The organism is Prosthecobacter debontii, from assembly GCF_900167535.1.
GTDB lineage: Bacteria > Verrucomicrobiota > Verrucomicrobiia > Verrucomicrobiales > Verrucomicrobiaceae > Prosthecobacter > Prosthecobacter debontii.
Map to the genome: position 1 here is coordinate 55,334 of NZ_FUYE01000006.1, position 25,755 is coordinate 81,088.

The window sequence follows — 25,755 nt, forward strand, 5'->3', positions numbered from 1 at the left end:
TGGCTTTAGTTTCTCGGCTTATCGCATTCAAAGAGGAGGTAGGTATTGACATAGTAGTATGGAAAGCCCTTGTGTTTGGCTCCTTTTATGATGGTTTGCTGATCTCCGTCGGGGTTACTCAACACAAGACCCACGGATGTAGAACCGTCTAAAAATAAAAGTTCCCAGTTAGTAGGGTTCCCACCAGTGAGTGATTGCACCCCAGAATTGTGGGCATCAGTTGCAAACTGTGCCGCAGCACCTCCTTTGCCTTCGTAATTCGTTGCTGTGAAGATGATGCCTTTGCCCGCTTCATGCCCTTTACCACGTCCCACAGCTTGATTTTCTGCAGATTGCCGGATGCCTAATGTGTAGTTAGTCGACAGCCCGCCGATGCCTTGATCCATGTTTGGCGGATCAGGTATTTGCCCTGCTCCGAACGTGAAGGTCTGGGGCGAAAGAGTGTGGCAAATATAACGACCCAAAGCTCCGCCAAGATCGGGATGGTGTGTATCATCAGATGGTGGGCGAAGTATCAGTCTTCCCACACACAAACGGCCGTCACACCGATCAGTCATACCGCCTGGCAAAGTCACACCGCTATTAAAGCACTGATTCCCATTGATGATGACGTCACAATTGTAGCTGGCTTTCACCGCATCAATACCTTTGAGCCTAGGCTGGTCGGCAACGTGATCGTATGTGTCTAAGCCAAACATCACTGTTGATTCCTCAAGCATTGCAACGATGCGGTAGCGGGTGCTCCCATAATCTTTGTTATGTGTAAAATTCTTAGTGTTATTCTCGAATATGTAGTCCCTGGTGCCCTGGAAGTATTTTGTCGCGCCTAAGTCCTTAATAAATGTGACCTTCAACTTGGCAGCTTCGCAGCCAGTGGCAGCGCTGCCAGTTGGCTTGATCATCAGTTTTAAGTCTCCCTCCTTCTGCGGATTGGTCGTTGAGAACGTCACGCTCTCAGCCCGTACGAATACCTTGTTAGGAAATGGATTGCTTGAACTGATCATGAAGTGATTGCTTGGCGAGAGCTCGATTTCTTCGGTGCATTTCCTCGTTTTGTAAAACTTCAATCCATCAATGGCAGGATGATCAAGCCAAACTTCGCCTTCGGTTAGGCCTGGCTTGATGTGCAGCTCCTCAGCATCGTCATCGTCGGTATCGGTTGGCTTACCGGGCGTATCATTATCCTCCTTATCCCAACCACCGTTTGAGAGCGAGTCATTGGCAAAGATGAATTCAGTTCCCTTGTCCTTTTCCTCCTCACTGGCATCGCTTGTGTAAGGTTTTCCAACAAAGCTGTTGTCGCTGCTATTGACCTGTCCGTCGTTATTTAAATCACTGTATAACTCCGCCTGCATCAAAGAAATCTCAATTCTTCCACCATGCGGAAGAAGCTCTTTTTCATCAATAGCCTGAGTTTCCTCAATGATCGAGGTTTCTCCAGGCTGAAGGAGGATGGTCTTTAAGATCTTCTGATCAACGATGGTGCCCTCCTCATCCCTGAAGGTAAGAAAGATACTTCGGCTTATCGGCGGTAGCTCAGCTTTTTCTTCGGGGCTTAAGCCTTCGGGAATCTCATATTGCAGATACCAAGAAATGGAATTGGCCTCGGAACTGAAAATGCCATGTCGATAATCGCGCTTATATTCAGCCGTGCCAATCTGGGTGCTGTTCTGGGTCTGCGTCCAAGTGGAGGGATAGTTTTGTTCCTTTAGATGCTTGCGCATACGCATGTCCACATGCCCCCACGAGATGGGGTCGGAAAGCCTCCAGCTACGACTCCAGGTGCCGACTTTTTTATCGCCTTTCATAAAGTCCCCGGACAGACGGTGAGAGGTAAAGGTGGTTGTCGTTTGAGTTTCAGGAGTGAGCCATATTCCCAAGCTGTATTCATTGACACTTGAAATCGATACAGTGGTATTTTCAGAGGTCGAGGCAGGGTGTGGGTTGGGCCCCTCATCGTAGTAGTAGCTGACGTTGCCATACGCGTCAGTGACATAACCGTAATGTAGAGTCCTCTGCTGAGGATTGAAAAAAGACACGGTCTTTCGCGTCCCATTCATTGGGAGGGGGCCATACCAAGACGGAAGTCCGGGCCCACTGCGCTCAGCAACGATGCGGTCATTCACCCATTTGTTGGAAGTATCATTGCGTGTGCTGGTGGTCGTGGAGGAATAAGACGGACCGCCGTCCTTTTTGAAGTAGTCATAGACATCTGAGTATTCACGCCGCCATGACGAATGAGTGACGACCTTTTCAGTGAATTTGAGATCCGACAAGATCGGAGTGTCCGATGGATTCGGAGGTATCACGACAATGGCGTTTGTGACACGGTGTGATGTGGTGTCCAAACGCATGTAACCATAACTGTAGGCGTTTTTCTCGGTCTTAGCGCCAGAGGTATATTCGCCGACGTAAGGCTGAATGGATTCGGTCGATGAATCGTTGAAGCCTGAAGAAACGTCCTCGGTAACCTCAGTCAAATAGACGACGTTAGTCGGCCCGTGGGGCAGGGGCTCATCTGGGGGACTATAAATCCGGCCAGCATCCACATAGGCTTTGGAATTCTTGACTTTCGTGAAGGCGAGAATGCGACCTTGCTGAGGTGGTGGATCGTTAGGCTTGTTAGGCTGCACAGGACCTGCAGCCGAGGTTGACGGCCCCTGTGGAGTGGATACCCAAAGGTCGGTGCCGTTCACATATTCCAAGTAATTGGGGATGCTGTCACCATCGGGATCCTCCAGACCATCGGTATAGCTTTTGGGATCTAAGAAATGGGTTAGTTCCCAGTAATCTGGGATGCCATCGTTATCACTATCGCTTTTCCGCGGGTTCGTGCCATAAGCGAATTCATGACGGTTAATGATGCCGTCACCATCGGCATCCCAAGAGGCGTCCGGTGCATAAGTTGGATCAAAGCCATAGGTGATCTCCCAGCCATCCGGCATCATGTCGTTGTCGGAGTCGGCATCCATAGGATCGGTTTGATTTCGATACTCCGCCAGATTATCAAGTCCGTCTTGGTCGGGATCCAGGAAGGTATCCCGCTCTTCTGGAGACGACGCCGCATTGAGGCCATGGTCAAGTTCCCACTTGTCTGGCAATAGATCGTTGTCCGTATCGTCGCTCTGTGGGTTGAGTCCCAAGAAATACTCTTGGATGTTCGTGAGCCCATCGCCATCAGCATCCATCGCCGCATCGGCAACCTCTGGATCGAGCCCGTAGTAGCGCTCCCAGTCATCAAACATCCCATCGCCATCCGCATCGTTTTTGTCATAGCGGGCGTCAAGGATTTGCGCTTGGATCGTATTGAATGCCGTATCAACGATGTAGAGTCCCGAAGCTGTGAGGCTGGAAGTGTAGCGGAGTTCCCCATCCTTCCAATAAGTGACTGAGGAGCCTGTGCGTTTGATCGTGAAAAGCGTATTCGAGCCGAATTTTCCTAACGCTCCACTGGCACCGACTGACGTGCCATTCTGATAGATTTGAGCGGACCCGTTGGTTAGGACAATGGCGAAATTGAGGTCGGTGAGGAGCCTGGAGTTGTTGGCATCATTCAGACCAATGGCGAGGGTGCCTACCGGAGAGGCACGAAAGGAGAGTCGAATATCGGTAAACGATTTTTGACTGATGGCATCCGCATCGTAAGCGGCCGCGCCTCCAGAGATCTTTTCCAATGAACCAATGAATCCCGACGTATTGAAATGATCCTCCCAAGCAATGCCTTTGAGCATGTCCTGAGAATTAGCAGCGTCGGTGTGATCTAAAAACTCTTGGAGGTTCGTCACCTTATCGCCGTCTTTATCCCCTGTGGGGAGGAAGGCCTGCAACTCCGCGAAGCCAGCCGAGGCGGGTAAATATGTTTTTTCCCAAGCGTCCGCCATCGCATCATTGTCCATATCGCCGCCGGTGAAACGGACGCTGGGGATGACTTGATTGATGGTTTGGAGGTAGGCATCCAAAGTTAAGATACCTGAGCAAGTCACCTCGGAGGTGTAAAACAGGACTTGGTCTTTGTAGTAGCGTATTTGGTTGCCCTGACGTTCGATGGTAAACAGCGTGTCTGGGGTATAAACGCCCATATTGCCAGCCGTAATCGCCGTGCCATTCTCATAAACTTGGGCACTGCCCGAGGCAATGGAGATGCAATAATCCAGATCAGGACGGGTGGCATCGAGGTTCTCTAAATTGAAGCCCACCGCGACAGTGGTGGAAGCATTGGCCTTAAACACGACACGACCGTCCCCGATGAGCTTCTTGCTACCGACAGCATCGGCATTCGCGGTGCCTGTGGCCGCTGTCTTTTTCAACCCTCCATTCACCCCGTCGGCTTGGGTGCCCCGGAAGCTGGTCCAAACAACGGGTTCCAAATAGCTGAGTGCATCTCTGGGATCCGTGTTTTCTAAAAATTCCTGCAAGTTGCTTACACCATCGAGATCGGCATCATCGCCAGGTAAAAAGGTGAAAAGATCATCCAGAGTACTGCCCGCAGGCAAATGGGCAAATTCCCAAGAATCGAGTATGCCGTCCTCATCCCAATCGGCAGGAAATTTATCCGCCACAAGGGCAAGGGCATGATCAAAGCCTGAGGAGATAGAGACGAACCTTTGATCCGTCGTCAGGCTGCCTTGAACCACCTCTGTCGGCACTTTCTTCGAGGCGGGACTGGTGGAGCCGATAGCGAGCTGACCCACGTTGTTATGGCCCCAGGCAGTCATGGTGCCATCGGAGCAGAGGGCGTAGCTATGATGTTCACCGGCACTGATATCCACCACAGTCTTGCCAGCAAGTGCGGATAATACGGCGCTGTCTGTATTGACGAAGACAGGGAGGAAACTATCCGTGGCGTTGTTGATACCCAATTTTCCATAATAGATATTGTCGCCCCATGAAATGGCACTTCCGTCGCTCCTGATAAGGAGGCAGTGTGAAGCACCTGTGATCAATTTATGAATCGTCCAATTCGGATTGCTGCCATGGGTCAGAAGTGGCGCAATCGAGGTCAGGACCGGAATGGCTGCATCCGTGGTGGTGCCGTTACCCAAGCGACCGGAAGCGTTTTGGCCCCAAGCTGCAATCGTCTGATCATCGCAAAGAGCCAAGCAGAAGTCGGCCCCAGTTGCTATACCAATCACCTGTTTACCGAGTAACGCGCCACTTGTCTTGTTAACGAGGACCGGAGCGTTGTGATAAGTGCTCGCTGAATTGTTACCCAGACATTTGGCAGTATTCCGCCCCCAGGCGACCAAAGTGCCGTCCTCGCAAAGAGCCAAACTATGATAGGCGGCGGAGCCTGTAGCGATCCGGATGACTTTTTTGTAAAAGGGCGCTGTGGGTGAGTAGAGAGCCGAAGGTGAATCTGTGCTGACGAGCACCGGAAGGCGTCGGTCTGTCGCTGTCGTGGCAGCGTCTCCACATTGCCGGCTGGCATTGTCCCCCCAGGCGACGACTCGGCCGTCCGAGCAGAGCGCTAAGCTGAATGTATATCCTGCGGCGATGTCCACGACGGTGCGACCGTAAAGGGCTGAGCCGCTCTCAGCATTGACGAGGACTGGCACGCTACTATCGGTGACCGAATTATTGCCAAGCTGGCCGTTGCCATTTTCCCCCCATGCCACCACGCTGCCGTCTGAACAGAGGGCAAGACTATGACTGCCGCCAGCGGCGACTTTCAGGACGGTCTTATGCTCCAAGGCTCCCGAGGTATCGACGGCCACAGGGCTGGTCCTATTGGTCACGGTGTTGTCTCCAATCCGTCCCGAAGAATTTTCACCCCAGGCATAGGGTTTTGTGCCCCCCCAATGCAAGACCAGATCATTGCCGTCTCCGCCATAATAGTTGGCGACAAAGCGATAGGGTTTATTGTCGTGGTAGAGGACCGCATACTCGCCGTGGGCAAGATCGTCGTATTCTCCGGTGATAAAGCTTTTCCCGGTATTGTTGATCAACGTCAAATTCGTTCCCGTTTCAGGTGCGAAGTCTAAGACGAATTGAGGTGCGGACCCCGCGAGGGAAACGCTGTTGCCCGTCACCGGTAAGTCGGTGCTCGTTGTGTAAGTCGCGACATTGTATTGCCCCTGGATCTTAAAGCTGTAGGAAGGCGTTACTTCGTCATCACTGGTAACCGTCACTGTCGCTTCTTGCATCCCAGGCTGGGTCTCGATTCCGGGATTGAAAATCACCGAGAAATTTTGAGGCTGTCCAGATTCAATCTGCACAGGAAGGGTCAAATCACCGCCAAGAGAAAAACTGCTTGGCTGGGAGGACGATAAAGTGATCGAACTCACTGTTCTTGTGCCGGAAGTTTGTAAGCTAAAAGACCTCACAACAGCGGGATGACTATGGAACAACGTCCCGAAATCCGTCTCATCAGCAGCACGCGGCGTTGTGTCGTTAGGGGGAATCAATAGCCCGTTGCCGACCACATTGAGCATTCGATAGATGGAAGTGCCGCTGATGGTAAAACTATGGGTTGGAGTATCAGCATCATTGCTGTGAAATGAAATGACCTGGCTTTGGAATCCGCCATTGTCCGTTTCAAATCTGACCGTAAAGGGATAACTATCCCGGGGTTGAATGCTGATGGGTAAGCTGAGCGGCGGCGCTATTTTGATGTGCCCATCATTAGCGCCATAACTCACTGAATGGATGATCAGGATCGAGTCGCTGTGATTTTCAATGGTAAACGGTTGATCATATTTTCCACCGATCAATTTTTTTCCGAAGTCTGTCCCATCATCGACACTCGGGCTGCTATCTCCATTCTGGATTTCTAAACCCTTACCCAAGATCACAATTTCGGGGTTTGGGTGTAAATATTTTCCGCTGATGGGGAAGCTGTAGGAAGGCATTACTTCATCATCACTGTGAATTGTGATGACGGCCTCTCTCGGGCCATAACCCGTAGGAGTGAAGGTGATGCCGAAAGCTCTCGTCTCATTGCCGGGAATGGTGAGCGGGGCCGTGAGGCCTGAGATCGTAAAGTCGTTGGCATGGGGCCCTGAAACGGTGATGGAGCTGATCGCTCGTGGCACAGGATGGATGGTCTCAAGAACGAAGGAGTGGGTTTCGGGGCTGTCCCCGGTGACCAAGGTACCAAAATCGGTGCCGTTGGCGATACTGGGTGCTGGAGCATCGCTTATATTCGGAATAGGTTGGTCATTGAACTTGGCCCAAAGAACTTGCTGCTTGCCGCGACCGGAAACACTAAAGCTGAAGGTGGGCGTGTTTACGGCATTACTGTGAACCTCGATCGTGCTATCGATAGGACCGAAAGCACTAAGATACGAGAGGTCGAAGGTCTGACTTCCGCGGGCGGGGACGGTGAGAGATGCTGGCCCCGAAATTTGGAAAAGGGAATTGGAAGTGCTGATGGAGGTGATCTCCAGCAGCGCATCACTATCATTCGTCATGGTGAAAGTATGGGTCGAGCTGGCCCCAGGAACCAAGACAGGTTCAAATTGAGTCCCATCCGTCTCTGAAGGAGTGAGGTCGCCATTCGAGATTGGTATATTGTTGCTTGATATAGCGATCTCGGGAGTGGTCTTGTAAAGAGTCTTTGTGGCCTCTATGTAGCCATGACTCCAATAGCGTCGATTCATAACGCTTGGCAGTGTTTTCGCACGAGCTCTGATCAGGCTTCCCCCAGGAAGAGAGATGTCTGAATATTTCCATCCTCCAGAAATCCGGGTGGCTTCACCCAGCAGTGTCCATGTCACTCCTGCATCGAGAGAACGTTCGAAGGATACCTCAGAAACTTCAGGCGCGCTACCACTCCGCATCCAGTAGAGATTGTTCCCGGCATCCACATACATGCTCTCGGTCGCGGGCGAGTTGTGAAGTCGCGCCAGACCTCTATGATTGGTAAGGTATCCGCCGACCAGTAGTTTTCCATCGGCCTGTAGCTGCATCGATAGGGGGCAGTCCTTTAGGCTGTTATCCAGGGGGTTGGAGGCCACAAACGAAGTGTCGATTGAACCGTCCGTATTGAGTCTTGCAAGGTTTCTTATATTGACCCCGCCACTGAATCCAGAAAATGGACTTGCGATTAAAATCTTTCCATCAGCTTGTTGCGTGGCCGCGTGGATTCCATCCCACCTCAAAGAGTAATCGTTAAGGGGGGACTCCTCCCAAACAATGGAGGGTGAGTTGAAGGTGGTGTCAAGGGATGCGTCGGCGTTATGTCGGACTATTCTGTTCTCTGTGGCTGAATAGGATACGATTTTACCATCTCCTTGGAAGAGTAATATATTCCTGGGAAAGTTTGAAGGGAATGTTGAATCTAACTGACCGTTTGTATTTAAACGTATATAAAAATCAGGTTGATCAGAACTTGTATATGGCATCGGTCCTAAAGCCTCAACGATAATCTTGCCATCCGACTGTAGAAGCAAGCGAGCTGATTTAAAGCCCTCCGGTAGCTCAGGATTAAAGGAGGTATCAATTGTTCCATCTACATTGAGACGAATCAGCACGCCTGTATAAACGTTCTCAACATCATTCCACACTAATCCATTTAAAATAACTTTATCATCGTTCTGAATGACTGCAGAGTAAACGTTCGCGAACTCATTATTTGGACTCTGCGGATAGTTTTCGTCAATATCACCAGCAGTGTTAAATCGAATGATATGGGATTTAGGGGCTAAGACGTTATCACCAATGAGGATGACTCCGCCATCCGATTGGACAAGGAGTTGTGGATCGATTCCCACAACTTCTTGATCAATGAAGCTGTTATCCAAACTACCATCTGCATTCAGTTTAACAATTGCACCATGAGGTGCTAATGTGGCTGAATCGCGACCCACGCGATTGAAGCAACCCGCAGCGATGATTTGGCCATTGGGCAGGTGCGTGAGGGCAGAAATTGTGGCGCCTTCGACAGGTATCCAAGAATCGATTAGATCAAAATCTATCTGATAGCTGGTGTCTGTATCCCCCGGGGCAGCGTGAAGAGATGGCGATATGAGGATTAAAAAAGAAATGAGGAGCCAGTTATAGGTAAGTGCTTTGGCAGTCATTTAATAGGGGGGGCTAAATGTTTTAACGAGCGTTGACTTTGAAACATCTAAAGTGGTTTGGTGTCAATAGTGTTTTCTTTTATGAACAGTTTTTGAATCGGCGGTTCACGGGCACGAAAAGGCCTGAAGGTCGGCCTGGAAAGAAGCTGTTCAGCCTACCTCGGCACTACGGCCAGATAGTTCCGCACCGTGCTCCAGCCGGGGCGGCTGATTTCCTGGCCGTCGCCAGTGCGGACGTAGAGGGCGGTGGAGTGGCCGCCGTCGAGGTTGAGGGCGCGCTGCACGGTCATGTCAGGCAGGAGACCGGGGCTGGCGAGCAGATCTCCGAGGCCAGCGAGGCTGGTGCTGTGCACGGTGCCGATGGCCCAGCGGCGCACCCCATCGGTGGCCACAAAGGTGCGCACGGCGTTCTTGGTGCGATTGAGCGTGGTCATGGGCTGGCCGCCATCCACGAGGCGCGGGCCGGCTTGGAGCATTTGAGCGACGCCGGTTTCGCCGAGGAATTCGTCATTCCACACGAGGTAGGGCTCGTTCGCGACCATGAGCACGGCTCCGGAGATGAGGCTGCTGCGGGTGAATTGGCCAGTTTTGCGGCCATCGCAGATCATGAGGCCGAGAGTGGAGAAATCGGGATGGAAGAAGCCGCCGTTCACGCCTGCAATGGCGCCTGAGTTGCGCATGAGGGGTGTGATCGCACCCCCGCCAGCGTGTGAAGACGGCTGATCCAGCACGCGTAGCGCGCAGCGGGTGCTCTCGAAAATGACCACGCTGACTTGAGCTGACTCCGTGGCACTGCGGGCCGTGAATTCATGCATCTCAGCGCCTCCTGGAAGACTGGTGCTGCGCACGGAGGAAGCGTGCTGCCAGGATACAGAGGAGGTGGCGGGCGAGGGAGCCGCGTGAGCTGCGGTGGGGTAGGCTGGGGCTGTCAGGGCCTGGGTGGGCTGCTGAGCAGGGTAGGGGGGCGCACCGGGCTGAGACGACGGGTAGCCGGTGGGTGGAGAAAAGCGGGCGCACTGGATCAACAACAGTGCCGGGAGAAGCAGGACGACGTTCTTCATGCTGTGCAGATGCCTTGGCGGCATCCACACTTTTTATAGGTTGCTTCCAGCGCTTTGCAGCCACTTTTGCATCGACTCCATGGCGCGTGCACGATGGCTAAGCTGATTCTTTACCTCGGCTGGCAGCACGCCGAAGCTCTTGTTGTAGCCTTCGGGGATAAACATGGAGTCGTAGCCGAAGCCGCCTTTGCCCTGAGCGGTGACGGTCACGCGACCTTCGACCGTGCCGTTCGTGACATGCAGCACCTCGCCATCCTTGACCACCACGAGGCAGCAGTGGAAGCGGCCGGGGAAAGACTGTCCTGGGTTGCGACTGCGCTCACGCAGTTGACGGCGCAGTTCAGCCCGGTTGCGTTCATCCGTGGAGCCTTCTCCGGCAAAGCGTGCGGAGCGCACGCCCGGGGCTCCATTCAGAGCATCCACCTCCAGGCCGGAGTCATCGGCGAGGATCAGCATGCCGGGCAGAGCGGCGCTGGCACCCTTGGCCTTGATAATGGCGTTCTCTTCGAAAGAGAGGCCCGTTTCTTCTGGCAGAATTATCTCAGGATGATTTCGTAAATCGGTCACTTGCCAATCACTGCCGAGCATGGCGGCGACTTCTTCGGTCTTGTGGATATTGGTTGTGGCAAGCAGGATCTTGGGCATGACTTGAGGGTATGTGCTGTTAGTTCAGAATCAATGAGTTAGCAACTTTATGTGTGTTTTAGTTTTTTCGGCCCCCTCCCTTACGGGAATCCTCAGGGAAAACCGAACTATGTCTGTGGGGATTTGAGAGTTGGTTTAAATGCCTAATTTTTCCGCCAATGAACAAAAAATTGGGCTTGAGAGGCTAGGGAGATGCTGGGGGGGCATCCGTACAATGCTTTGAGTCGTTAGGCAAAGAATAGGAGATGGCGTGGTCAAACCATAGAATCGCCCCTTCGTTGCTCGGTGGCTGCATGGCATTTTCCTTTGACCCCTCCCCCCCACGCGGCTAAAACGGGCTTCCTTCTTTCTCTGCTCATGGCCGTTTCCGACCGTCAACACACGCTGGCTAAACCCGCATCCATCACTGGCACCTCCCTTCACACGGGGGAACAGGTCACGCTGACCCTGCAGCCAGCTCCTGAAAACTTTGGCTTCAAATTCCGCCGCGTGGATCTGGAGGATAAACCTTTCATCCCTGCGCTGGTGGAAAAGGTGCAGAAGGTGGAGCGTGCCACCACCATCGCTGAGGGTGGAGTCAATGTGCACACTGTGGAGCACGTCATCAGTGCCCTCGCTGGCATGGGCGTGGACAATGCCATCATCGAGATGGATGCCAATGAGCCGCCGATTGTGGATGGCAGCTCGCAGCCCTTTGTGGAGTTGATTAAAAAAGCGGGTCTCCAAGAGCAGTCGGAGCCGCGCAAGGTGTTTGAGATCCGCGAGCCGATCTATCAAGAGACTCGGGACGGCACCATCATCACCATCGTGCCGGACAAGAAGTTCCGCATCAGTTGCACCAATGTCGGGCCAGAGGGCCGCTTCACCCAATACATGTCCCTGGAGATCAATCCCGAGACCTATGAGAAGGAGATCGCCCCGGCGCGCACGTTCGTCTATTACGAAGACATCGCTCCGCTGATGGAGAAGGGCCTGATCAAAGGCGGCACGCTCGAGGCCGCCGTGGTGGTGCGGGGTGAAACCTTGCTGTCCAAGCAGCCGCTTCGGTTTAACAACGAGTTTGTTCGTCACAAAATCCTCGACATCATCGGGGACCTGATGCTCTCCGGCAAGCGCATCACTGGTCACGTCATCGCCGTGCGCCCGGGTCACGGCCCGAACACTGAGATGGCGCGTGCCATCGTCAGTCAGTATCAAGCCATGCGCGCCATGGTGCCGCCGACCCTCAACATCCCGAGCGGTGAGGCCGTGCTGGATATCAATGAGGTGATGCGCATCCTGCCGCACCGTTATCCTTTCCTGCTGGTGGATCGCATCATTGGCTTCGAGGGCGAGAACAAGTGCACGGGCATCAAAAACGTCACCATCAACGAGCCGTTCTTCCAAGGTCACTTCCCAGGTCACCCCATCATGCCCGGTGTGCTCCAGCTCGAAGCCATGGCTCAGGTCGCTAGCATCGTGCTGCTGCGTCTTCCTGGGAACCAGGGCAAGATCGGCTACTTCATGAGCGCCAACAACGTGAAGTGGCGTAAGCCCGTGCTGCCAGGAGACACGCTCATCATCGAGACCGAAATGCTGAAGGTGAAGCGCAGCATCGCCCAGGCCGTGGGCCGCTGCATCGTCAATGGTCAGGTCGTCTCCGAAGCCGACTTGATGTTCAGCGTTGTGGATCGCTAAGGCACGCCGGCTGCTACGTCTTTCCGCTCCTCCACCCCCACCGCCCCTTTTGCCCTGCATGCCTATTCACCCTACGGCCATCATTGCCCCCACCGCCAAGATTGGTTCCGATGTCGAGATCGGTCCCTACTGCATCATCGGGGAGGACGTGGAAATCGGGGATGGTAGCTGGCTCCAGCACCATGTCACCGTCATGGGGCCGACCAAGATCGGGAAGAATAACCGCTTCTACGCCTACGGCTCCATCGGTCAGCGCAGCCAGGATCTGAAATACAAGGCCGAGCCCACCTATTTGGAAATTGGCGACGACAACACCTTCCGTGAATTTTGCTCCGTGCATCGGGCCACTTCACCGGGGGACAAAACCCTCATCGGCAGCCACAACAACTTCCTCTCTTACGTGCACATCGCCCACGACTGCATCGTGGGGAACCACGTCATCTTCTCCAACAACGGCACCCTAGCCGGGCATGTGGTGGTGGAGGATCATGTCATCCTCGGGGGCCTCAGTGCCGTGCATCAGTTTTGCCGCATCGGCACCCGCAGCATCATCGGCGGCTGCTCGAAGATCGTGCAGGACGTCACCCCCTTCAGCACGTCCGATGGTAACCCCGCCCGCACCCGCGGGCTGAACCTCGTCGGTCTGCAGCGCGCCGGGTTTGCCAAAGATCAAATCCGCGCCATCCGCGCCGCCTTCCGCAAGGTCTATCGCAGTGGTTTGAACAATGCCCAGGCTGTGGAAGAACTGCGTGCCGGGGAGCTCACTCCGGAGGCAGCCTACTTTGCCGACTTCGTCGCCACTACGAAGCGCGGCATCACCCCTGGCAGTAAAGCTGGGGCAGACGATGGGGAAGACTGAAAGCCTAGCAAAACGGTGTGGTGGAGAGTGTCTGAAACATACACTCCACCTCCCTCACTTCGGTCTTCAGGGTCGGTCTTTAAGTTCGGAGCCCTGCTTTTAGGCGGCATGGAAGGGACCCGAGTGGATCCAAGGACCGGCGCTCTGAGCCCTGAACTAAGCCGCCACGTTGGCTCCGGTTTTCTCCATGAGGCCGTGCTCGATGCAGTATTGCACGAGTTCGGGCAGGGATTTGACCTTGAGCTTTTCCATGAGGCGTGAGCGGTAGGTGCTCACGGTTTTGCTGCTGAGGTTCAGTTCGGCGGCGATTTCCTTGAGGGCATCGCCATTGATCAGCTTGCGCAGCACCTGGAATTCACGCTCGGAGAGGGTGGTGTGAGGCTGCTCTTGGAAGTCGGAGCGCACGAAGGCGGCGAGGTTTTGCGCCAGATTCGTGCTGATGTAGTTGTTGCCCTGCACGATCTCACGCACGGCTTTGAGGAATTCACCGGTGCCGGCCGTCTTGCAGACGTAGCCTGCGGCGCCTGCCTTGAAGGCACGCACACCATAGACGGACTCATCATGACCGCTGCAGACGAGCACGGCGGGAGCATGGGGGAGATTGCGGATCTCAGCCAGCACATCCAGCCCGTTACGGCCCGGGATGGTCACATCGAGGATCACGATGTCCCAGCGGCTGGCCGTCACCAGATCATGAGCTTCCTGGTAAGTGCCGGCTTCGCCGAACTCAAAGGAACCCAGCGTCATGATCGCGTGCTTGTAGGCCTCGCGCATCAACTGGTGATCATCAACAATGAGAATTCTCTTCATTTTGCCTTTTTGTAACCACTATTGCTGTATAATACAGCAATAATTCATCCAATCGGTCGATTTGATGGAAATTTGGGCTGTGATTTTGGTTTATGCCCCTGGTTGTGCGACCCAAGAAAGCGCGGTTTCTTACTCGTGGCGGAGGGCTTCCACCGGATTCATGCGGGCGGCCCGTCGGGCGGGGTAAATCCCGAAAGCGATGCCTGTAAACACCGAAATGAGGAAGGCGAGTGCGGGCGACCACACCTTCACCACGGTGGTGACCCCGGCAAAGTGCTCCACAGCCACGGGGATGGAAATGCCCATGATCACCCCCAGCACGCCCCCGGCGCCTGAGAGCAGCACGGTCTCAATGAGGAACTGCACCACGATGTCCGCCTGGCGTGCCCCCATGGCACGGCGGATGCCGATCTCACGCGTCCGCTCGGTGACGCTGGCGAGCATGATGTTCATGATGCCGATGCCACCCACGAGCAGGGAGATGGCGGCGATGCTGCCCAGCACGATGCTGAAGATCTGCTTGGTGCGCTCCGCCTGGCGCAGCAGCTCCACGGGCACGATGATGCGCCAGTCTTCCTTCTTGTGATTCTTCGCCAACAGGTGGCGGATGGCATTGGCCCGGCTTTCCACCTGAGCCACATCGTCCACGCGGACGATGGCTTCGTGGAATTCTACCTTCTCAGCTTCGAAACCGCCGCTGCGCATGCGGAAGAAGGTTTCCCCGTACTGATCCATGAGGGTGGAGAAGGGGATGAGGATCTGGGCGCTGCCCACATTGCTGGTGCTGCTGCTGCCACCTTCACCGCCCACGCGCTGCCCCTCATCCTCCATGATGCCGAGGATCTTGTAGTAGTAGCCCTTCACGCGCACGGACTTGCCCGTGGGGGTGGAGAGGGGGAAAAGTTTGGCCGCTGCGGTTTGGTTCAGCACACAGACGGGCAGTTTTTCAGCCAGCTCCAGATCGGTAAAAAAGCGCCCCTGGAGGACTTTGCGATTCCGCATCTCGGGATACACCGGCAGCACGCCCATGATCTGGCCATCGACACTGCGGTCCAGATTCCAGATGTTCTCGCTCAGGATACGGCTGGGCACCACCACACTCACGCCCGGCACCGTCTGGCGGATCTGCTGCATGTCACGGGTGGTGAGGCCGTATTCCAGTACCATACTGCGTGCCTCGGCGGAGGAGCCCTGGCCATCCGGCGGCTTCACACTCTCCAGGATGATGTTCTGGCTGCCCAGACGGCGGATCTGCTCCTGCGCCTCATGGCTGGCCCCTTCACCGATGGCGAGCATGGCCACCACCGATGCCACGCCGAAGATCACCCCCAGGGCCGTGAGGAAAGAGCGCAGCTTATTCAGCCAGATGCTCTTCATGCCCAGGGACACGGTGCGCCAGAGGTGCTGGGGCGAGGCGACAAGGCGGAGAATGGGATGACGGGCGAGAAGGGACATTCAGCAGGTGTAAAAGGGGGGAGGCTATACACGTCGCCAACCCCCCATTTCCTTCAACGAGCCTCCAGGAAGTCGTGCTTGGAGATCTGAGCCAAATTCACTCTAAGTAAACACCTGAATTCGCCGTCTCATCCGTGTGACTCTTCGCTTGCTTTCCCTGATGTTAACGTTGTCGAATCTTACTTACGGTGCTGATCTCCCCCTGCCACAGGTGGCGGCCAAGGTCGTGAGCCGGTTGCCAGCCGGTGGCATTGTCACGGGTGAGAGCCTCCAGGGGAAAGTCACCTACTCTGGCCATGCCGCCCCCGGGGGCGAGGCGAAGGACTATCATGAAAACGTTTTGTTTGAGATTGGCTCCATCACCAAAGTCTTCACCGGGCTGCTGCTGGCCCAGGCCGTGGTGGAAGGCAAAGTAACTCTGGAGACTCCCATCTCCAAGCTGCTCGATCCAGGTCTGACATTTGCAGATCCCAAGATCGCCGCCATCACTCTGAAGCAACTGTCCACACATACCAGTGGATTGCCCCGGCTACCCTCGAATCATGGTTCTGGGGTGCGCCAAGACGATCCGTATGTGGCTTATGACATGAAGCTGTTGATCGACTACCTGAGCACGGCCAAGCTCGATGGCGAGGGGCCCTTTCCCTGTCAGTATTCCAATCTCGGAGTGGGGTTGTTAGGTTCTTTGTTAGGTCGTGTCTATGGTCTGTCCTGGGAGGAGGCCGTGATCCAAAAGATCTGCCTGCCGCTGGGGTTGAAAAACACCCGCATGACCTTCCCCACCTCGAGCTTACCTCTCGCGCCTCCGTTCGAGGGGAAGAAGCCTGTCTCCTCCTGGCACTTCGATGCCGTGGCCGGTGCCGGTGCCTTACGTTCCACCGCCGCCGACCTCATCGCCTTTGGGCAGGCCATCGCTCATGCCGACCAGACATCCTTGGCTCAGGCTTTCGCCCTCGCCATGCAACCTCAGGCCGTGGCCCCCGGTGGCCAGATCGGGCTGAACCTTTTCATTGGGAAGCGAGATGGTGCCGAGGTGTATCATCACAATGGCGGCACCGGGGGATATCGCAGCGCTTTGCAGGTGATCCCAGCGAAAGACATCGTGCGCGTGGTGCTCATCAACAATGCCGAGATGGATGCAGATGGTCTGATTGCGCGCACCCGCCAAGCTGGCCCGCGGGTGATGCCTGCGGAAGGCACGCTGACGCCCGAGCAGCTTCCGGATTACCTCGGCGTCTATGACTTGGATCGTGAGGCACGTTTCACCGTCATCTCTCATCAGAACCAGCTCTGGTGTCGCCTCACCGGGCAAGCCTTTCTCCGCTTGTTCCCGAAGAAAGATGCGCCTAACCGATTCTTTTATAAAGCCGTGGATGCCGAGGTGCAATTCACTCGTGAAGCGGGCGAGGTCACCGCATTGACGTTGTTCCAAAACGGTCGTGAACTCACCGCCAAACGCACCGCTCAGCCCGTACCTGCCATCCTCCTTCATACGGCCGATGAATTGAAGCCCTACACCGGCACCTATCATCTCATGGGCTTGAAGCCTTTTGAAATCACCCTGCGCGGCAACACCCTGTTTGCCAAACTCGCCGAGCAACCCCCAGTCCCCATCTTCGACCTGGGCAACGATCGTTTTGAATACGATGTGGTGGAAGCCAGTCTCACGTTCAGCCGCAACGAGAAGGGCGAGATTTTAGGTTTCACCTTGCTGCAGAATGGCCTTCCGGTGCCAGCGGTGAGAGGGAAATAACACCGGACCAAAATCACCCACAAGAAGCTATGTCTACAGAAATTTGGCTCCAGATCCTCACGCTTATCGGCGGTTCAGTGGCTTTTATCATTGGCCTCACTCAATATCGTGTCGCCCAGAATTGGAAGAAGGCTGAATTCGTAGCTTCAGAAATCAAAGAGGCTTTTGCAGAACCGTCTTTTGTCACCGCTACCATTTTGTTAGACTGGAACCAGACCCTCGTGGATCTGGGTAAAGTCGACCATTTGAAAAACGTCGATGTAAACGATGCCATGCTTCAAGCCGCTTGGCGTCCGCACACCGAGAGGCCGGGGGGATTTTCAGACTTAGAAGTGCGGTTGAGAGATATCCTGGACGTGTTCCTCACTCGGATTCAGAGGTTCGAGCATTTCATTGAAATCGGCTTGGTGAAGTCCAAAGACTTTTATCCCTTTTTGAGATACTGGATCAAAATCGTGGGAGATCCCAAAGCTGGGCGTAAATCAACGGAACTCCAAGCGACCATCTGGAGATACATCGCCTTTTACGAACTGGACGATGTTCAAAGATTCTTCAAGCGCTATGGATATGACATCACGCCGAAGGATCTTTGAACGTCATTGTTCGGCTCTTTGAACGATAGATGACGGCGCGCAAAACACCGTTTATAAATGGGGGTCCTCTCCCCCCATGTTCTTCGACACACATACGCACCTTGGCAGCCATAAGTTTGATGATGATCTTCAGGTCATCTTAGAGCGTGCTCGGGCAGCAGGGGTCACGCGCATGCTTGCGCCGGCCACCGATCTGCCCAATGCACGCAAGCTTTTGGCGATCGCTGAAAAGGAACCGGATGTGCGTGTTGCCGTCGGGATTCACCCCTGTGATGTGGACAGCGTCTCGGGTGAGGCGTGGATCGAGGAATTGCGGGAGCTGGCTCAGCATCCGAAGGTGGCGGCCATCGGGGAGATCGGGCTGGATTATTTTCATGCACCCCCGGAGGGCTTTGATCTGCCTTCGTGGAAGGCCCATCAGGCGCATTGCCTGCGCTTGCAACTCGAGCTGGCGGTGGAGCTGGGCTTGAACGCTGTGCTGCACAATCGCGAAAGCTGGGAGGATCTCACGGCTCTGGTCATGCCTTACAGCGGTCATTTGCGCGGCGTGTTTCATTGTTACACAGGTACGCTGGAGCAGGCGCAGCCGCTGCTTGAGGCCGGACACCTGATTTCCTTCACCGGCATCGTTACCTTTAAGAATCCGGGGCCTGCCGGGGAAACCGTGCGCACCGTGCCGGCGGGGCGTTACATGCTGGAGACCGATGCGCCCTATCTCGCGCCGGTGCCGCATCGCGGCCAACGCTGTGAGCCCGCCTACGTGGCGGATACGGCTCGTGCCGTGGCAGCGATGCGTGGGCAGGCGGTGGAAGACGTGGCCCGGGAGACCGCCGCCACGGCGTGTGGGTTCTTCAAGGGCTTCGCGGTGTGACAGGGCGGGGGGGATTGTTGGATGAGTGGATGAATTGGCGATAGGCCAGGAACTCGGGAGGAGGCGTTTCCCGCTTGCGGATCCAAGCATCCATCGATCCAAGCATCCCCCATGCTCCCTTGTCCGAGCGGAGGCGATTGAGGAGAGAATGTCCCAGCTTTCGAGTGGAAATGCGGCCTCGAATATGCTTCATGCAGCAGCCCAGAGGCTTTAGCTCCCCTTATGAAACTTCTCAAACGTCTGGCATTTCTTGCTGCGAGCGTGCTGCTCGGGCTTCATGGCGTCAGTTGCTCCAGCCCTGAATATCGTGAGATCCGTCGCCCAGCTCCAGGTGGGGGTTTTTATGTTCAGCGCATCCGCATTGAGCCTCAGGAGGCCGCGAAGCTGAAGAAACAGAAGAAGGACAAAAAGAAAAAAGCCGATGAGCCGATTGATGATGGCTCCTGGTGGCATGGTGATGGGGTGGAGGGGAAACCCAGCATGAAGATCTCTCTCAGTGAGCAGAAGGTCTATTTCATGAAGGACGGCGTGGTGGTGGGCATGTCTCCCATCTCCTCCGGACGCGAGGGGTATGACACCCGCCCCGGTAAATTCCGCGTCATGGAGAAAGACATCGATCACAAGTCCAACCTGTATGGCGACTATGTGGATGCCGATGGGGTGGTGTTGAAAAAAGACATCGGCGTGATGAAGGACAAGCGGCCACCGGGGGCCAAGTTTGACGGAGCCAACATGCGCTATTTCATGCGTGTGACCGGAGCCATCGGCATGCATGAAGGTTATCTGCCCGGCTTCCCCGCTTCCCACGGCTGCATCCGCCTTCCCACGAAGATGGCGGAGATCTTTTACCATCAGTCCTCCGTGGGCACCCCGGTGGAGATCGTGCCCTAATACCAAAGTGAAATTTAAAGTGGTAAAACATTTCAGCCCACTGCCCACCCCACGAATGAATGTGAAGCGTTGTTTCGTCAGTTGGGTCTAAGAGGGGTTTGCGGTCCAAAGGACCGCCGGATTCAGCCCAGGCCGAAGCGAAGCAAGCCCTGGGTGGGTGAGAAGAGACCCACCTCTCAAAAGTCGCGGCCTGAAGGGTCGCGAGAGAGGGAATGGGAGGTGAAAACGTGCCGCCCGTTCCCGCGCTCCTTCAGAGCGCGACGTGGGGTAGATCGACGGCGCTCGGGGTTTCCCAGGCCTTGCGGCCTGGGCTGAATCCTGCGGCCCTTCAGGCCGCGCTGATGTTTGATATCCACATGAGATGAAAGGGTAGAAACAGGACTCTCACGCCCCCTCACCTCACCTTTCGCGCCGCGAAAGAGCTGGGGTGAGGAGCGGCCTCGATCTTGCCCACAAATTTGACTCATTATTTCATCAGGTGGGTATTAGGTGTGTTTTAAAATTCGGAGAGGCTCGCCCGAGAGAAAGCGCAGTTGGACGAAAAAGCAGGCGGCGATCCTTCGTCTCCATGGGATGTCTTTTCCTCAACTCCTGAGCTCTTGTTTCGCCGTGGCCGCGCTTGGCCTGTCACCGCTTCTCGCAGATGCGCCTAACCAATTGTCTGCTGAGGAGAAGGCCCAGGGCTTTCAGCTCCTGTTCGATGGCCAGAGCTTCACAGGCTGGGAACACAAGGGCAATTGGGTGATTCAGGACGGCGCTTTGGATTGCCCCAAGCGCGGCGGTGACATCACCTACACCGTCGCGAAGGTGCCGGATGATTTTGAGCTGCGCTTCGAGTGGAAAGCTTCCAAGGGCTGCAACAGCGGCGTTTATTATCGCCCGGGTCAGTATGAGTATCAGGTGCTGGACAATGCCAACAGCGACTATGGGAAGAACCCACGCTCCACCGCTGCCTCACTCTACTTTTGCATGGCACCGAGTCGGGACAATGCCCGCCCTCACGACGTCTGGAATGAAGGGCGCATCGTCTGCAAGGGCACCGTGATCCAGCACTGGCTGAATGGCGAGGCGGTGGTGGATTTCGATTACACCGATCCCCGCTGGGCTCGGGAGATCGAGGTGCTGCGCATCCGCGGCGGCGATCTCAACAAGCGGGGGGCGTTCCTGCGTTTGCAAGATCACGGTCAACCGGTGGCTTATCGTAGCCTGCGCCTGCGCACGATCCCAGCTGGTGAAAAGCTGGTGCCCTCTCCCGAGTTCAAACCGCAGCCAATGACCCCGGAGGCGCTGGAGATCGAAGCCAAGCGCATCGAGCAACTGCTGCATCCGAAGCCCGCGAAGAAAAAGAAAGCATCCTGACAATTTTTTTACATCCCTCTTACCGCAATCTGACTCACCTTTTTGGGCCTGTGGCATAATCCTTTCAGATTGAGGTCAGCGTCTGACGGATGCGACTTCAGCAACCCTTTCTCAAGTAGTGTGAGATCATCTACATGGCTGTTGGTGATTCTTCAAAGATAACGGGGCGGACCGGGTGGTCCGCCCCGATTTCTTTTGGTCCTTGGGGATGAGGCGTTTTTCACGATGCCCTGCGTTTTGCCTTACGGGCGCTTAAAGTTCATGGCACTTGTCATGCAAAACGCCCTTTGGTATAACCATGGTTAATCCTTTCTTATTCTGCTCTCCCTTAGGAGTGGGCCAAGAGAGGAAGGTTAACTCAACCACCACGCGCTATGCTGACACCGACAGACATCGCCGAATACGGGGAACGCCATGTGGAGAAATGGCTGATAGAACATGGCTATCGCTGCTACCACCACAAGCAGTTGCATGGCTCCAAGGATCTCGAAGCAAGAAGCGACGAGAATAACCTACTCATCCACGTCAGTGCCAGCCTGGAGCCGCGCCATGCGCCAGACCTGACCCAGACGGATCACGACAGTGTCTGTGCGCGGGCCATGATGCTGGGCTTTGACCCCTGGATGGCTCAGGTGCAGGTGGATCGCCACGGAGATCTCTTTGGCGAGATCGAGTGGAAGAAGCTGAAGTGAGCTTCGGCTTCTTTCACGGTCCCATCCGCTCCACCACCACCCGGTAAAAGCCAAGGCGGCCGAGGTTTTCAGCCGCAGGCGGCAGGGGCAGTGTCCAGAGATAACCGGGGAGATCAGCCTCAGGCTCCAGCACCTCCAGGTCATGCCACGGCGGTGTCAGTGTAAGGCTGGTCTGGAGCCGGTAGCGGCGGCCCGTCAGGAGAGCGGGCAGTCGCAGGCTGAGGCTGCCTTCCTCGGGGGCCTGCTGGAGGGAAAGGCGAAAGGCGGAACTGCGATCTGTGGGCGCGGTGCCGGTCAGGTGCTCATAGGCGTTGGTGAAGCCATCGCCATCCGCGTCTGCCTGCGCTAGCCCGGCGGGGTCATGGGGGCCGAACCAGAGAAACTGCCAAGCATCATCCAGCCCATCGCCAGCATAGGGGCCGAAGTTATCTTTGAGCGTGTCTTTCACCGTGATCTGGCGCGTGGCCTGGGCGGGGCCTTGGTTCACCTGCAGCGTCAACGTTTCCGCTTGGGGTAAAAAACTGGTGGTGAGTGCCCCCCCGGTGCTGAGTTGGGCATAGGCGCTGGTGGTGAGCAGGGTGAAGGACGCCCCCTCCAGGCCTAACGATTGATAGGTTCCATCATCCAGAGCGATGGCCGGGTAATACTGAGCGGACTCCCCCTCCACCACGGTCAGGGGGCCGGCCAGGGCAAAGCCCAGCGGCACCGAGAGCTGGCCGGAGAGATCCGGTGTGGCTTCGTAAGCCGGGCTGGTCTGCTCGGCAGGTGGGGGTAAGCCGGCCCCTGAGGTGCTCTCAAACGTGGGGCTGGTGCCTTCGGAAACACCGGCGGAAATTGACTCTGACTCCACGCGATAGCTGCCGGAGGACCGTGACTGTCCCCAGCCGAGTGGCGTGACCCCGAGGAGAATCACCGCCAGCAGGAAGGCGAGCCAACGCCAGGAGGGAGATGAAGGGCGAGGCGTCATGGGCATCACATCACAGGTCTAAGTCGGCACCGGAGGCAGTCGGGGAGGGCGGGGGCGCTTGTGAGGCGGCTTTTTCCAGCGCCTCCACGCGCTGCCTGAGACGCTCATTTTCCGCCGCCAGGGTCTCCATTTTTTTCACCAGAGCCTGGATGGACGCCAGGGCAACCCCATCCGCATCCACGGTGCCGATGCTACGCTCGCTGTCTCCCAGTCCGAAGGCTTCGTGGAAATCCTGTGCCATCGGCCCCACATGCCGCACCTCCGCCGGTTCCGCCTTGTAGTTCCACTCATACACTGGCAGATCGCGCACCCGCTGGAGCATCTCTTCCTCATCCACCGGCTTCACATTCGTTTTCAGATTCCGATCCGAGGCGTTCGTCCAGACGCCGCCGGTGGTGAGGTGAGCCCCGCTGGCGGCCTCGAGGGGGTGCATCGGGGCATCCACACCTTGCAGGCCGATGCTGCCATCTTTCAACACGGTGAGGGCGTTGCTCGGAGTTGTGACATCCGCCCCGTTACCGATGACGAAGAGGCGATCCCCCGCCTGGCGGTCGATCGTGGATAGGGGGGCGTAGGCTGTGGGGTAGGTGCCGATGACGAACTCAAAGGCCGAGTAAGCGAGCGTGCCTGGACCCACGGCGGTGGAGGCCAGTCCTTCCGCAGTCCCCTCCGCCCAGGCGGTGGATTGAGGGCCCTTGGCTAGGCCGCTGGCCCAGGCGGTGGAAAAAGTGCCTTCCGTGATCCCGTAGCCCCAGGCGGTATCGTGATCCATCCGGGCCTCTCCCCCACCCCAGGCCGTGCTGTCGTTACCCGTGGCTTGAGACAGATCCCCCCAGGCGGTGGCCCGACGACCAAAAGCGGTGCCGCGACCCCAGGCGGTGGAGGATTCCCCCTCCGCATTGCCTTCCGCCCAGGCGGTGGCGAAGATGCCATTAGCCTTGCCAGTGGCCCAGGCCGTGGAATCGGGGCCATCGGCCTGCGACATATTTCCCCAGGCGGTGGCCCGCTCCCCCATGGCGATGGCGGAGCCTCCCCAGGAGGTGCTGTTGGTGCCCATGGCGAGCGCCCCTGCCCAGGCGGTGGCCATAAAACCGCCCGCCTCGCCACCTCCCCAGGCCGTGCTATCCAGACCATCGGCCTGGGACATCATGCCCCAGGCGGTGGCGTTGGTGCCGGAAGCCTGACCCTCCGCCCAAGCCGTGGCACGTTGGCCAAACGTGAACCCCCCCGCCCAAGCTGTAGAATAGGTTCCCATCGCCGTGGAGTGCTTTCCCCAAGCCGTCGCTCCGATGTCTCCAGCATCCCCCTCGGCCCAGGCGGTGCTATCGTAGCCACTCGCGTCAGACATGGTCCCCCAAGCCGTGGCATTGGTTCCTGAAGCTTGAGCGAGGGCCCACGCGGTGGATCGTTCTCCGAAGGCGATGCCGCCTCCCCAAGCGGTGGAATTTTCGAATTCCGCTCGCGAGAATTCACCCCAGGCCGTGGCGCGCTCCCCGATCGCATGACCACCAGCCCAGGCTGTGCTATCCATTCCAGACGCTTGGGACATCTGTCCCCAGGAGGTGGCGCGCTCTCCTCCCGCAGAAGCCAAGGCCCAGGCGGTGGAGCGGATACCGTAAGAAAGGGCTCCTGCCCAAGCCGTGGCACCGACACCATCCGCCGAGGACCATTCTCCCCAGGCAGTGGCCCGCTGCACCGAGGCTCGTCCACCACCCCAGGCCGTGCTGTCTTGTCCTGAAGCGGTGGAGGTGTCTCCCCAGGCGGTCGCACGTTCACCGTTGGCGGCTCCGAAGGCCCAGGCGGTGGAGCGGATACCGTAAGAAACGGCTCCTGCCCAAGCCGTGGCACCGACGCCATCGGCCGAGGACCACTCTCCCCAGGCCGTGGCCCGCTGCACCGAGGCTCGTCCACCACCCCAGGCCGTGCTGTCCTGTCCTGAAGCGGTGGAGGTATCCCCCCAGGCGGTCGCACGCTCACCGTTGGCGGCTCCGAAGGCCCAGGCGGTGGAGCGGATGCCGTAGGAAACGGCGCCTGCCCAGGCCGTGGCACCGACGCCATCCGCCGAGGACCACTCTCCCCAGGCTGTGGCTCTCTGCACGGAAGCCCGGCCACCACCCCAGGCCGTGCTGTCTTGTCCTGAAGCGGTGGAGGTGTCTCCCCAGGCGGTCGCACGTTCACCGTTGGCGGCTCCGAAGGCCCAGGCGGTTGAGCGGATGCCGTAGGAAACGGCCCCTGCCCACGCCGTGGCACCGACGCCATCCGCCGAGGACCATTCGCCCCAGGCCGTGCCGCCGGGTTGAGAGGCGGTGCCCCCATTCCAGACGATGGCTCCCTGGGAGGTCTCGATGACGATCTTATCCGTCTGAATGCCAGACAGCTTCTCCGCCTCGATGGCAAACGGCACCGCAACGAGCGCAAGATCCGGCTGCAGCCACTCGAAACCGCTGACCCCATCGCTGAACCAGATGCGCAGAAACAAGTGTTTCCCCACCGGAGCCGTCAGCGCCTCGGGAAGTGCGGCCATGTGGGGCAGAGCGGTGTTACCGATTCCCAAGTGGTAAAAGCCATTTTCCACCGGCACCTCCACGGCGAGGGCATTGTCCGGTTCGCTCATCGTGGCGGCGGCCCCGAGAGCATTGCTCCATACCGGCACGGCATCACCGCCGTTGGCCGTGGTCGCATGGTAAAGTAGGAACTTAAATTTCCCGGTGCCTGTAAAGGAAACCCCTCCGGCAGAGATCTTTCCCTGATGGGTGAATTGCCGGGGAAAATCTGCCCGTGCCACGCTGCCGCAACTGATCAGCATGAGGAGAAAAAACCGCAGGAACAGGGCGCGCATGAGCAGGGAGATGGTTGAGCTGAACTCTAGGCATTCACTAGATAAGGGAACTGACTTAGCAAGCAAGTTTACGGCCATATTCTTAACCGGCAGTTTTCCTTCTGAATCCGCTAAAATCCTGACTTTGGCTTGAGTTGATGCGCCTTTCTCTGTCCCTCGGCTCCCTAGACAGAGCTTCAAGAATGAGAATCGATCCGCCCCAAGGGTGTTTCCGTGGCTTGATTTTACTGGCGTTGTGGGGTGTTTTCCGGCTGAATAGCAAC

15 protein-coding genes are annotated in these 25,755 nt (G+C 56.6%); 8 read left to right on the forward strand and 7 right to left on the reverse strand.

What is annotated here, in order from left to right:
* Nucleotides 1-5: 5 nt before the first annotated feature.
* From B5D61_RS10540 to rdgB, 3 genes are all read right to left on the reverse strand, one after another.
* Complete coding sequence (locus tag B5D61_RS10540) at nt 6-9,020, reverse strand: RCC1 domain-containing protein (protein ID WP_078813352.1); 9,015 nt, start codon at nt 9,018-9,020, stop codon at nt 6-8.
* 155 nt (nt 9,021-9,175) lie between these two features.
* On the reverse strand, nt 9,176-10,081 hold the full coding sequence (locus tag B5D61_RS10545; protein ID WP_139373189.1) for a phosphodiester glycosidase family protein: 906 nt from the start codon (nt 10,079-10,081) through the stop codon (nt 9,176-9,178).
* A 33-nt stretch (nt 10,082-10,114) separates the two neighbouring features.
* The gene (gene rdgB, locus B5D61_RS10550; RefSeq protein ID WP_078813354.1) at nt 10,115-10,726 is read right to left on the reverse strand and encodes an RdgB/HAM1 family non-canonical purine NTP pyrophosphatase; all 612 of its coding nucleotides are present in this window, start codon (nt 10,724-10,726) and stop codon (nt 10,115-10,117) included.
* A 357-nt stretch (nt 10,727-11,083) separates the two neighbouring features.
* On the opposite strand from rdgB, the gene B5D61_RS10555 reads away from it, so the two are divergent.
* Together B5D61_RS10555 and lpxA are read left to right on the forward strand one after the other, a co-directional pair.
* On the forward strand, nt 11,084-12,403 hold the full coding sequence (locus tag B5D61_RS10555; protein ID WP_078813543.1) for a bifunctional UDP-3-O-[3-hydroxymyristoyl] N-acetylglucosamine deacetylase/3-hydroxyacyl-ACP dehydratase: 1,320 nt from the start codon (nt 11,084-11,086) through the stop codon (nt 12,401-12,403).
* Between the two features lie 58 nt (nt 12,404-12,461).
* Complete coding sequence (gene lpxA, locus B5D61_RS10560) at nt 12,462-13,262, forward strand: acyl-ACP--UDP-N-acetylglucosamine O-acyltransferase (RefSeq protein WP_078813355.1); 801 nt, start codon at nt 12,462-12,464, stop codon at nt 13,260-13,262.
* Nucleotides 13,263-13,418: 156 nt separating this feature from the next.
* Here the strand turns inward: lpxA and B5D61_RS10565 are convergent, their stop codons facing one another.
* Nucleotides 13,419-14,072, reverse strand: coding sequence for a response regulator (locus B5D61_RS10565; RefSeq protein WP_078813356.1), 654 nt, complete (start codon nt 14,070-14,072; stop codon nt 13,419-13,421).
* Between the two features lie 129 nt (nt 14,073-14,201).
* Nucleotides 14,202-15,527 (reverse strand): ABC transporter permease, encoded by a 1,326-nt coding sequence (locus B5D61_RS10570; protein ID WP_078813357.1) that lies wholly within the window; start codon nt 15,525-15,527, stop codon nt 14,202-14,204.
* Between the two features lie 160 nt (nt 15,528-15,687).
* Here B5D61_RS10570 and B5D61_RS10575 point away from each other — a divergent pair, with 160 nt between their 5' ends.
* The 6 genes from B5D61_RS10575 (at nt 15,688) to B5D61_RS10600 (ending at nt 21,686) form a co-directional block, all read left to right on the forward strand.
* Nucleotides 15,688-17,280 carry a serine hydrolase gene (locus tag B5D61_RS10575; RefSeq protein WP_078813358.1) on the forward strand — a complete coding sequence of 531 codons (1,593 nt, stop codon included), beginning with the start codon at nt 15,688-15,690 and terminating at the stop codon, nt 17,278-17,280.
* 29 nt (nt 17,281-17,309) lie between these two features.
* Nucleotides 17,310-17,873 carry a hypothetical protein gene (locus tag B5D61_RS10580; RefSeq protein WP_078813359.1) on the forward strand — a complete coding sequence of 188 codons (564 nt, stop codon included), beginning with the start codon at nt 17,310-17,312 and terminating at the stop codon, nt 17,871-17,873.
* Between the two features lie 76 nt (nt 17,874-17,949).
* Complete coding sequence (locus B5D61_RS10585; protein ID WP_078813360.1) at nt 17,950-18,744, forward strand: TatD family hydrolase; 795 nt, start codon at nt 17,950-17,952, stop codon at nt 18,742-18,744.
* Nucleotides 18,745-18,966: 222 nt separating this feature from the next.
* Nucleotides 18,967-19,635, forward strand: a complete 669-nt coding sequence (locus tag B5D61_RS26630; RefSeq protein ID WP_217698964.1) for a L,D-transpeptidase family protein — start codon at nt 18,967-18,969, stop codon at nt 19,633-19,635.
* Nucleotides 19,636-20,208: 573 nt separating this feature from the next.
* Nucleotides 20,209-20,994 carry a 3-keto-disaccharide hydrolase gene (locus B5D61_RS10595; protein ID WP_078813361.1) on the forward strand — a complete coding sequence of 262 codons (786 nt, stop codon included), beginning with the start codon at nt 20,209-20,211 and terminating at the stop codon, nt 20,992-20,994.
* Between the two features lie 374 nt (nt 20,995-21,368).
* Nucleotides 21,369-21,686 carry a hypothetical protein gene (locus B5D61_RS10600; protein WP_078813362.1) on the forward strand — a complete coding sequence of 106 codons (318 nt, stop codon included), beginning with the start codon at nt 21,369-21,371 and terminating at the stop codon, nt 21,684-21,686.
* 13 nt (nt 21,687-21,699) lie between these two features.
* Here B5D61_RS10600 and B5D61_RS10605 read toward each other — a convergent pair whose 3' ends face one another.
* The gene (locus tag B5D61_RS10605; protein ID WP_078813363.1) at nt 21,700-22,653 is read right to left on the reverse strand and encodes a hypothetical protein; all 954 of its coding nucleotides are present in this window, start codon (nt 22,651-22,653) and stop codon (nt 21,700-21,702) included.
* A 10-nt stretch (nt 22,654-22,663) separates the two neighbouring features.
* A complete protein-coding gene (locus B5D61_RS10610) occupies nt 22,664-25,492 on the reverse strand; it encodes a tail fiber domain-containing protein (RefSeq protein ID WP_078813364.1) in 2,829 nt (942 codons plus the stop codon).
* Between the last annotated feature and the right edge of the window lie 263 nt (nt 25,493-25,755).

Excerpts from the sequence above, each read along its gene's own strand:
- B5D61_RS10580 (WP_078813359.1), top strand. The coding sequence starts at position 17,310 with ATGTCTACAGAAATTTGGCTCCAGATCCTCACGCTTATCGGCGGTTCA.
- B5D61_RS10610 (WP_078813364.1), bottom strand. The coding sequence starts at position 25,492 with ATGCGCGCCCTGTTCCTGCGGTTTTTTCTCCTCATGCTGATCAGTTGC.
- B5D61_RS10555 (WP_078813543.1), top strand. The coding sequence starts at position 11,084 with ATGGCCGTTTCCGACCGTCAACACACGCTGGCTAAACCCGCATCCATC.
- B5D61_RS10605 (WP_078813363.1), bottom strand. The coding sequence starts at position 22,653 with ATGACGCCTCGCCCTTCATCTCCCTCCTGGCGTTGGCTCGCCTTCCTG.
- B5D61_RS26630 (WP_217698964.1), top strand. The coding sequence starts at position 18,967 with ATGAAACTTCTCAAACGTCTGGCATTTCTTGCTGCGAGCGTGCTGCTC.
- B5D61_RS10545 (WP_139373189.1), bottom strand. The coding sequence starts at position 10,081 with ATGAAGAACGTCGTCCTGCTTCTCCCGGCACTGTTGTTGATCCAGTGC.
- B5D61_RS10570 (WP_078813357.1), bottom strand. The coding sequence starts at position 15,527 with ATGTCCCTTCTCGCCCGTCATCCCATTCTCCGCCTTGTCGCCTCGCCC.
- B5D61_RS10540 (WP_078813352.1), bottom strand. The coding sequence starts at position 9,020 with ATGACTGCCAAAGCACTTACCTATAACTGGCTCCTCATTTCTTTTTTA.
- B5D61_RS10565 (WP_078813356.1), bottom strand. The coding sequence starts at position 14,072 with ATGAAGAGAATTCTCATTGTTGATGATCACCAGTTGATGCGCGAGGCC.
- B5D61_RS10595 (WP_078813361.1), top strand. The coding sequence starts at position 20,209 with ATGTCTTTTCCTCAACTCCTGAGCTCTTGTTTCGCCGTGGCCGCGCTT.
- rdgB (WP_078813354.1), bottom strand. The coding sequence starts at position 10,726 with ATGCCCAAGATCCTGCTTGCCACAACCAATATCCACAAGACCGAAGAA.
- B5D61_RS10600 (WP_078813362.1), top strand. The coding sequence starts at position 21,369 with ATGCTGACACCGACAGACATCGCCGAATACGGGGAACGCCATGTGGAG.
- B5D61_RS10585 (WP_078813360.1), top strand. The coding sequence starts at position 17,950 with ATGTTCTTCGACACACATACGCACCTTGGCAGCCATAAGTTTGATGAT.
- B5D61_RS10575 (WP_078813358.1), top strand. The coding sequence starts at position 15,688 with ATGTTAACGTTGTCGAATCTTACTTACGGTGCTGATCTCCCCCTGCCA.
- lpxA (WP_078813355.1), top strand. The coding sequence starts at position 12,462 with ATGCCTATTCACCCTACGGCCATCATTGCCCCCACCGCCAAGATTGGT.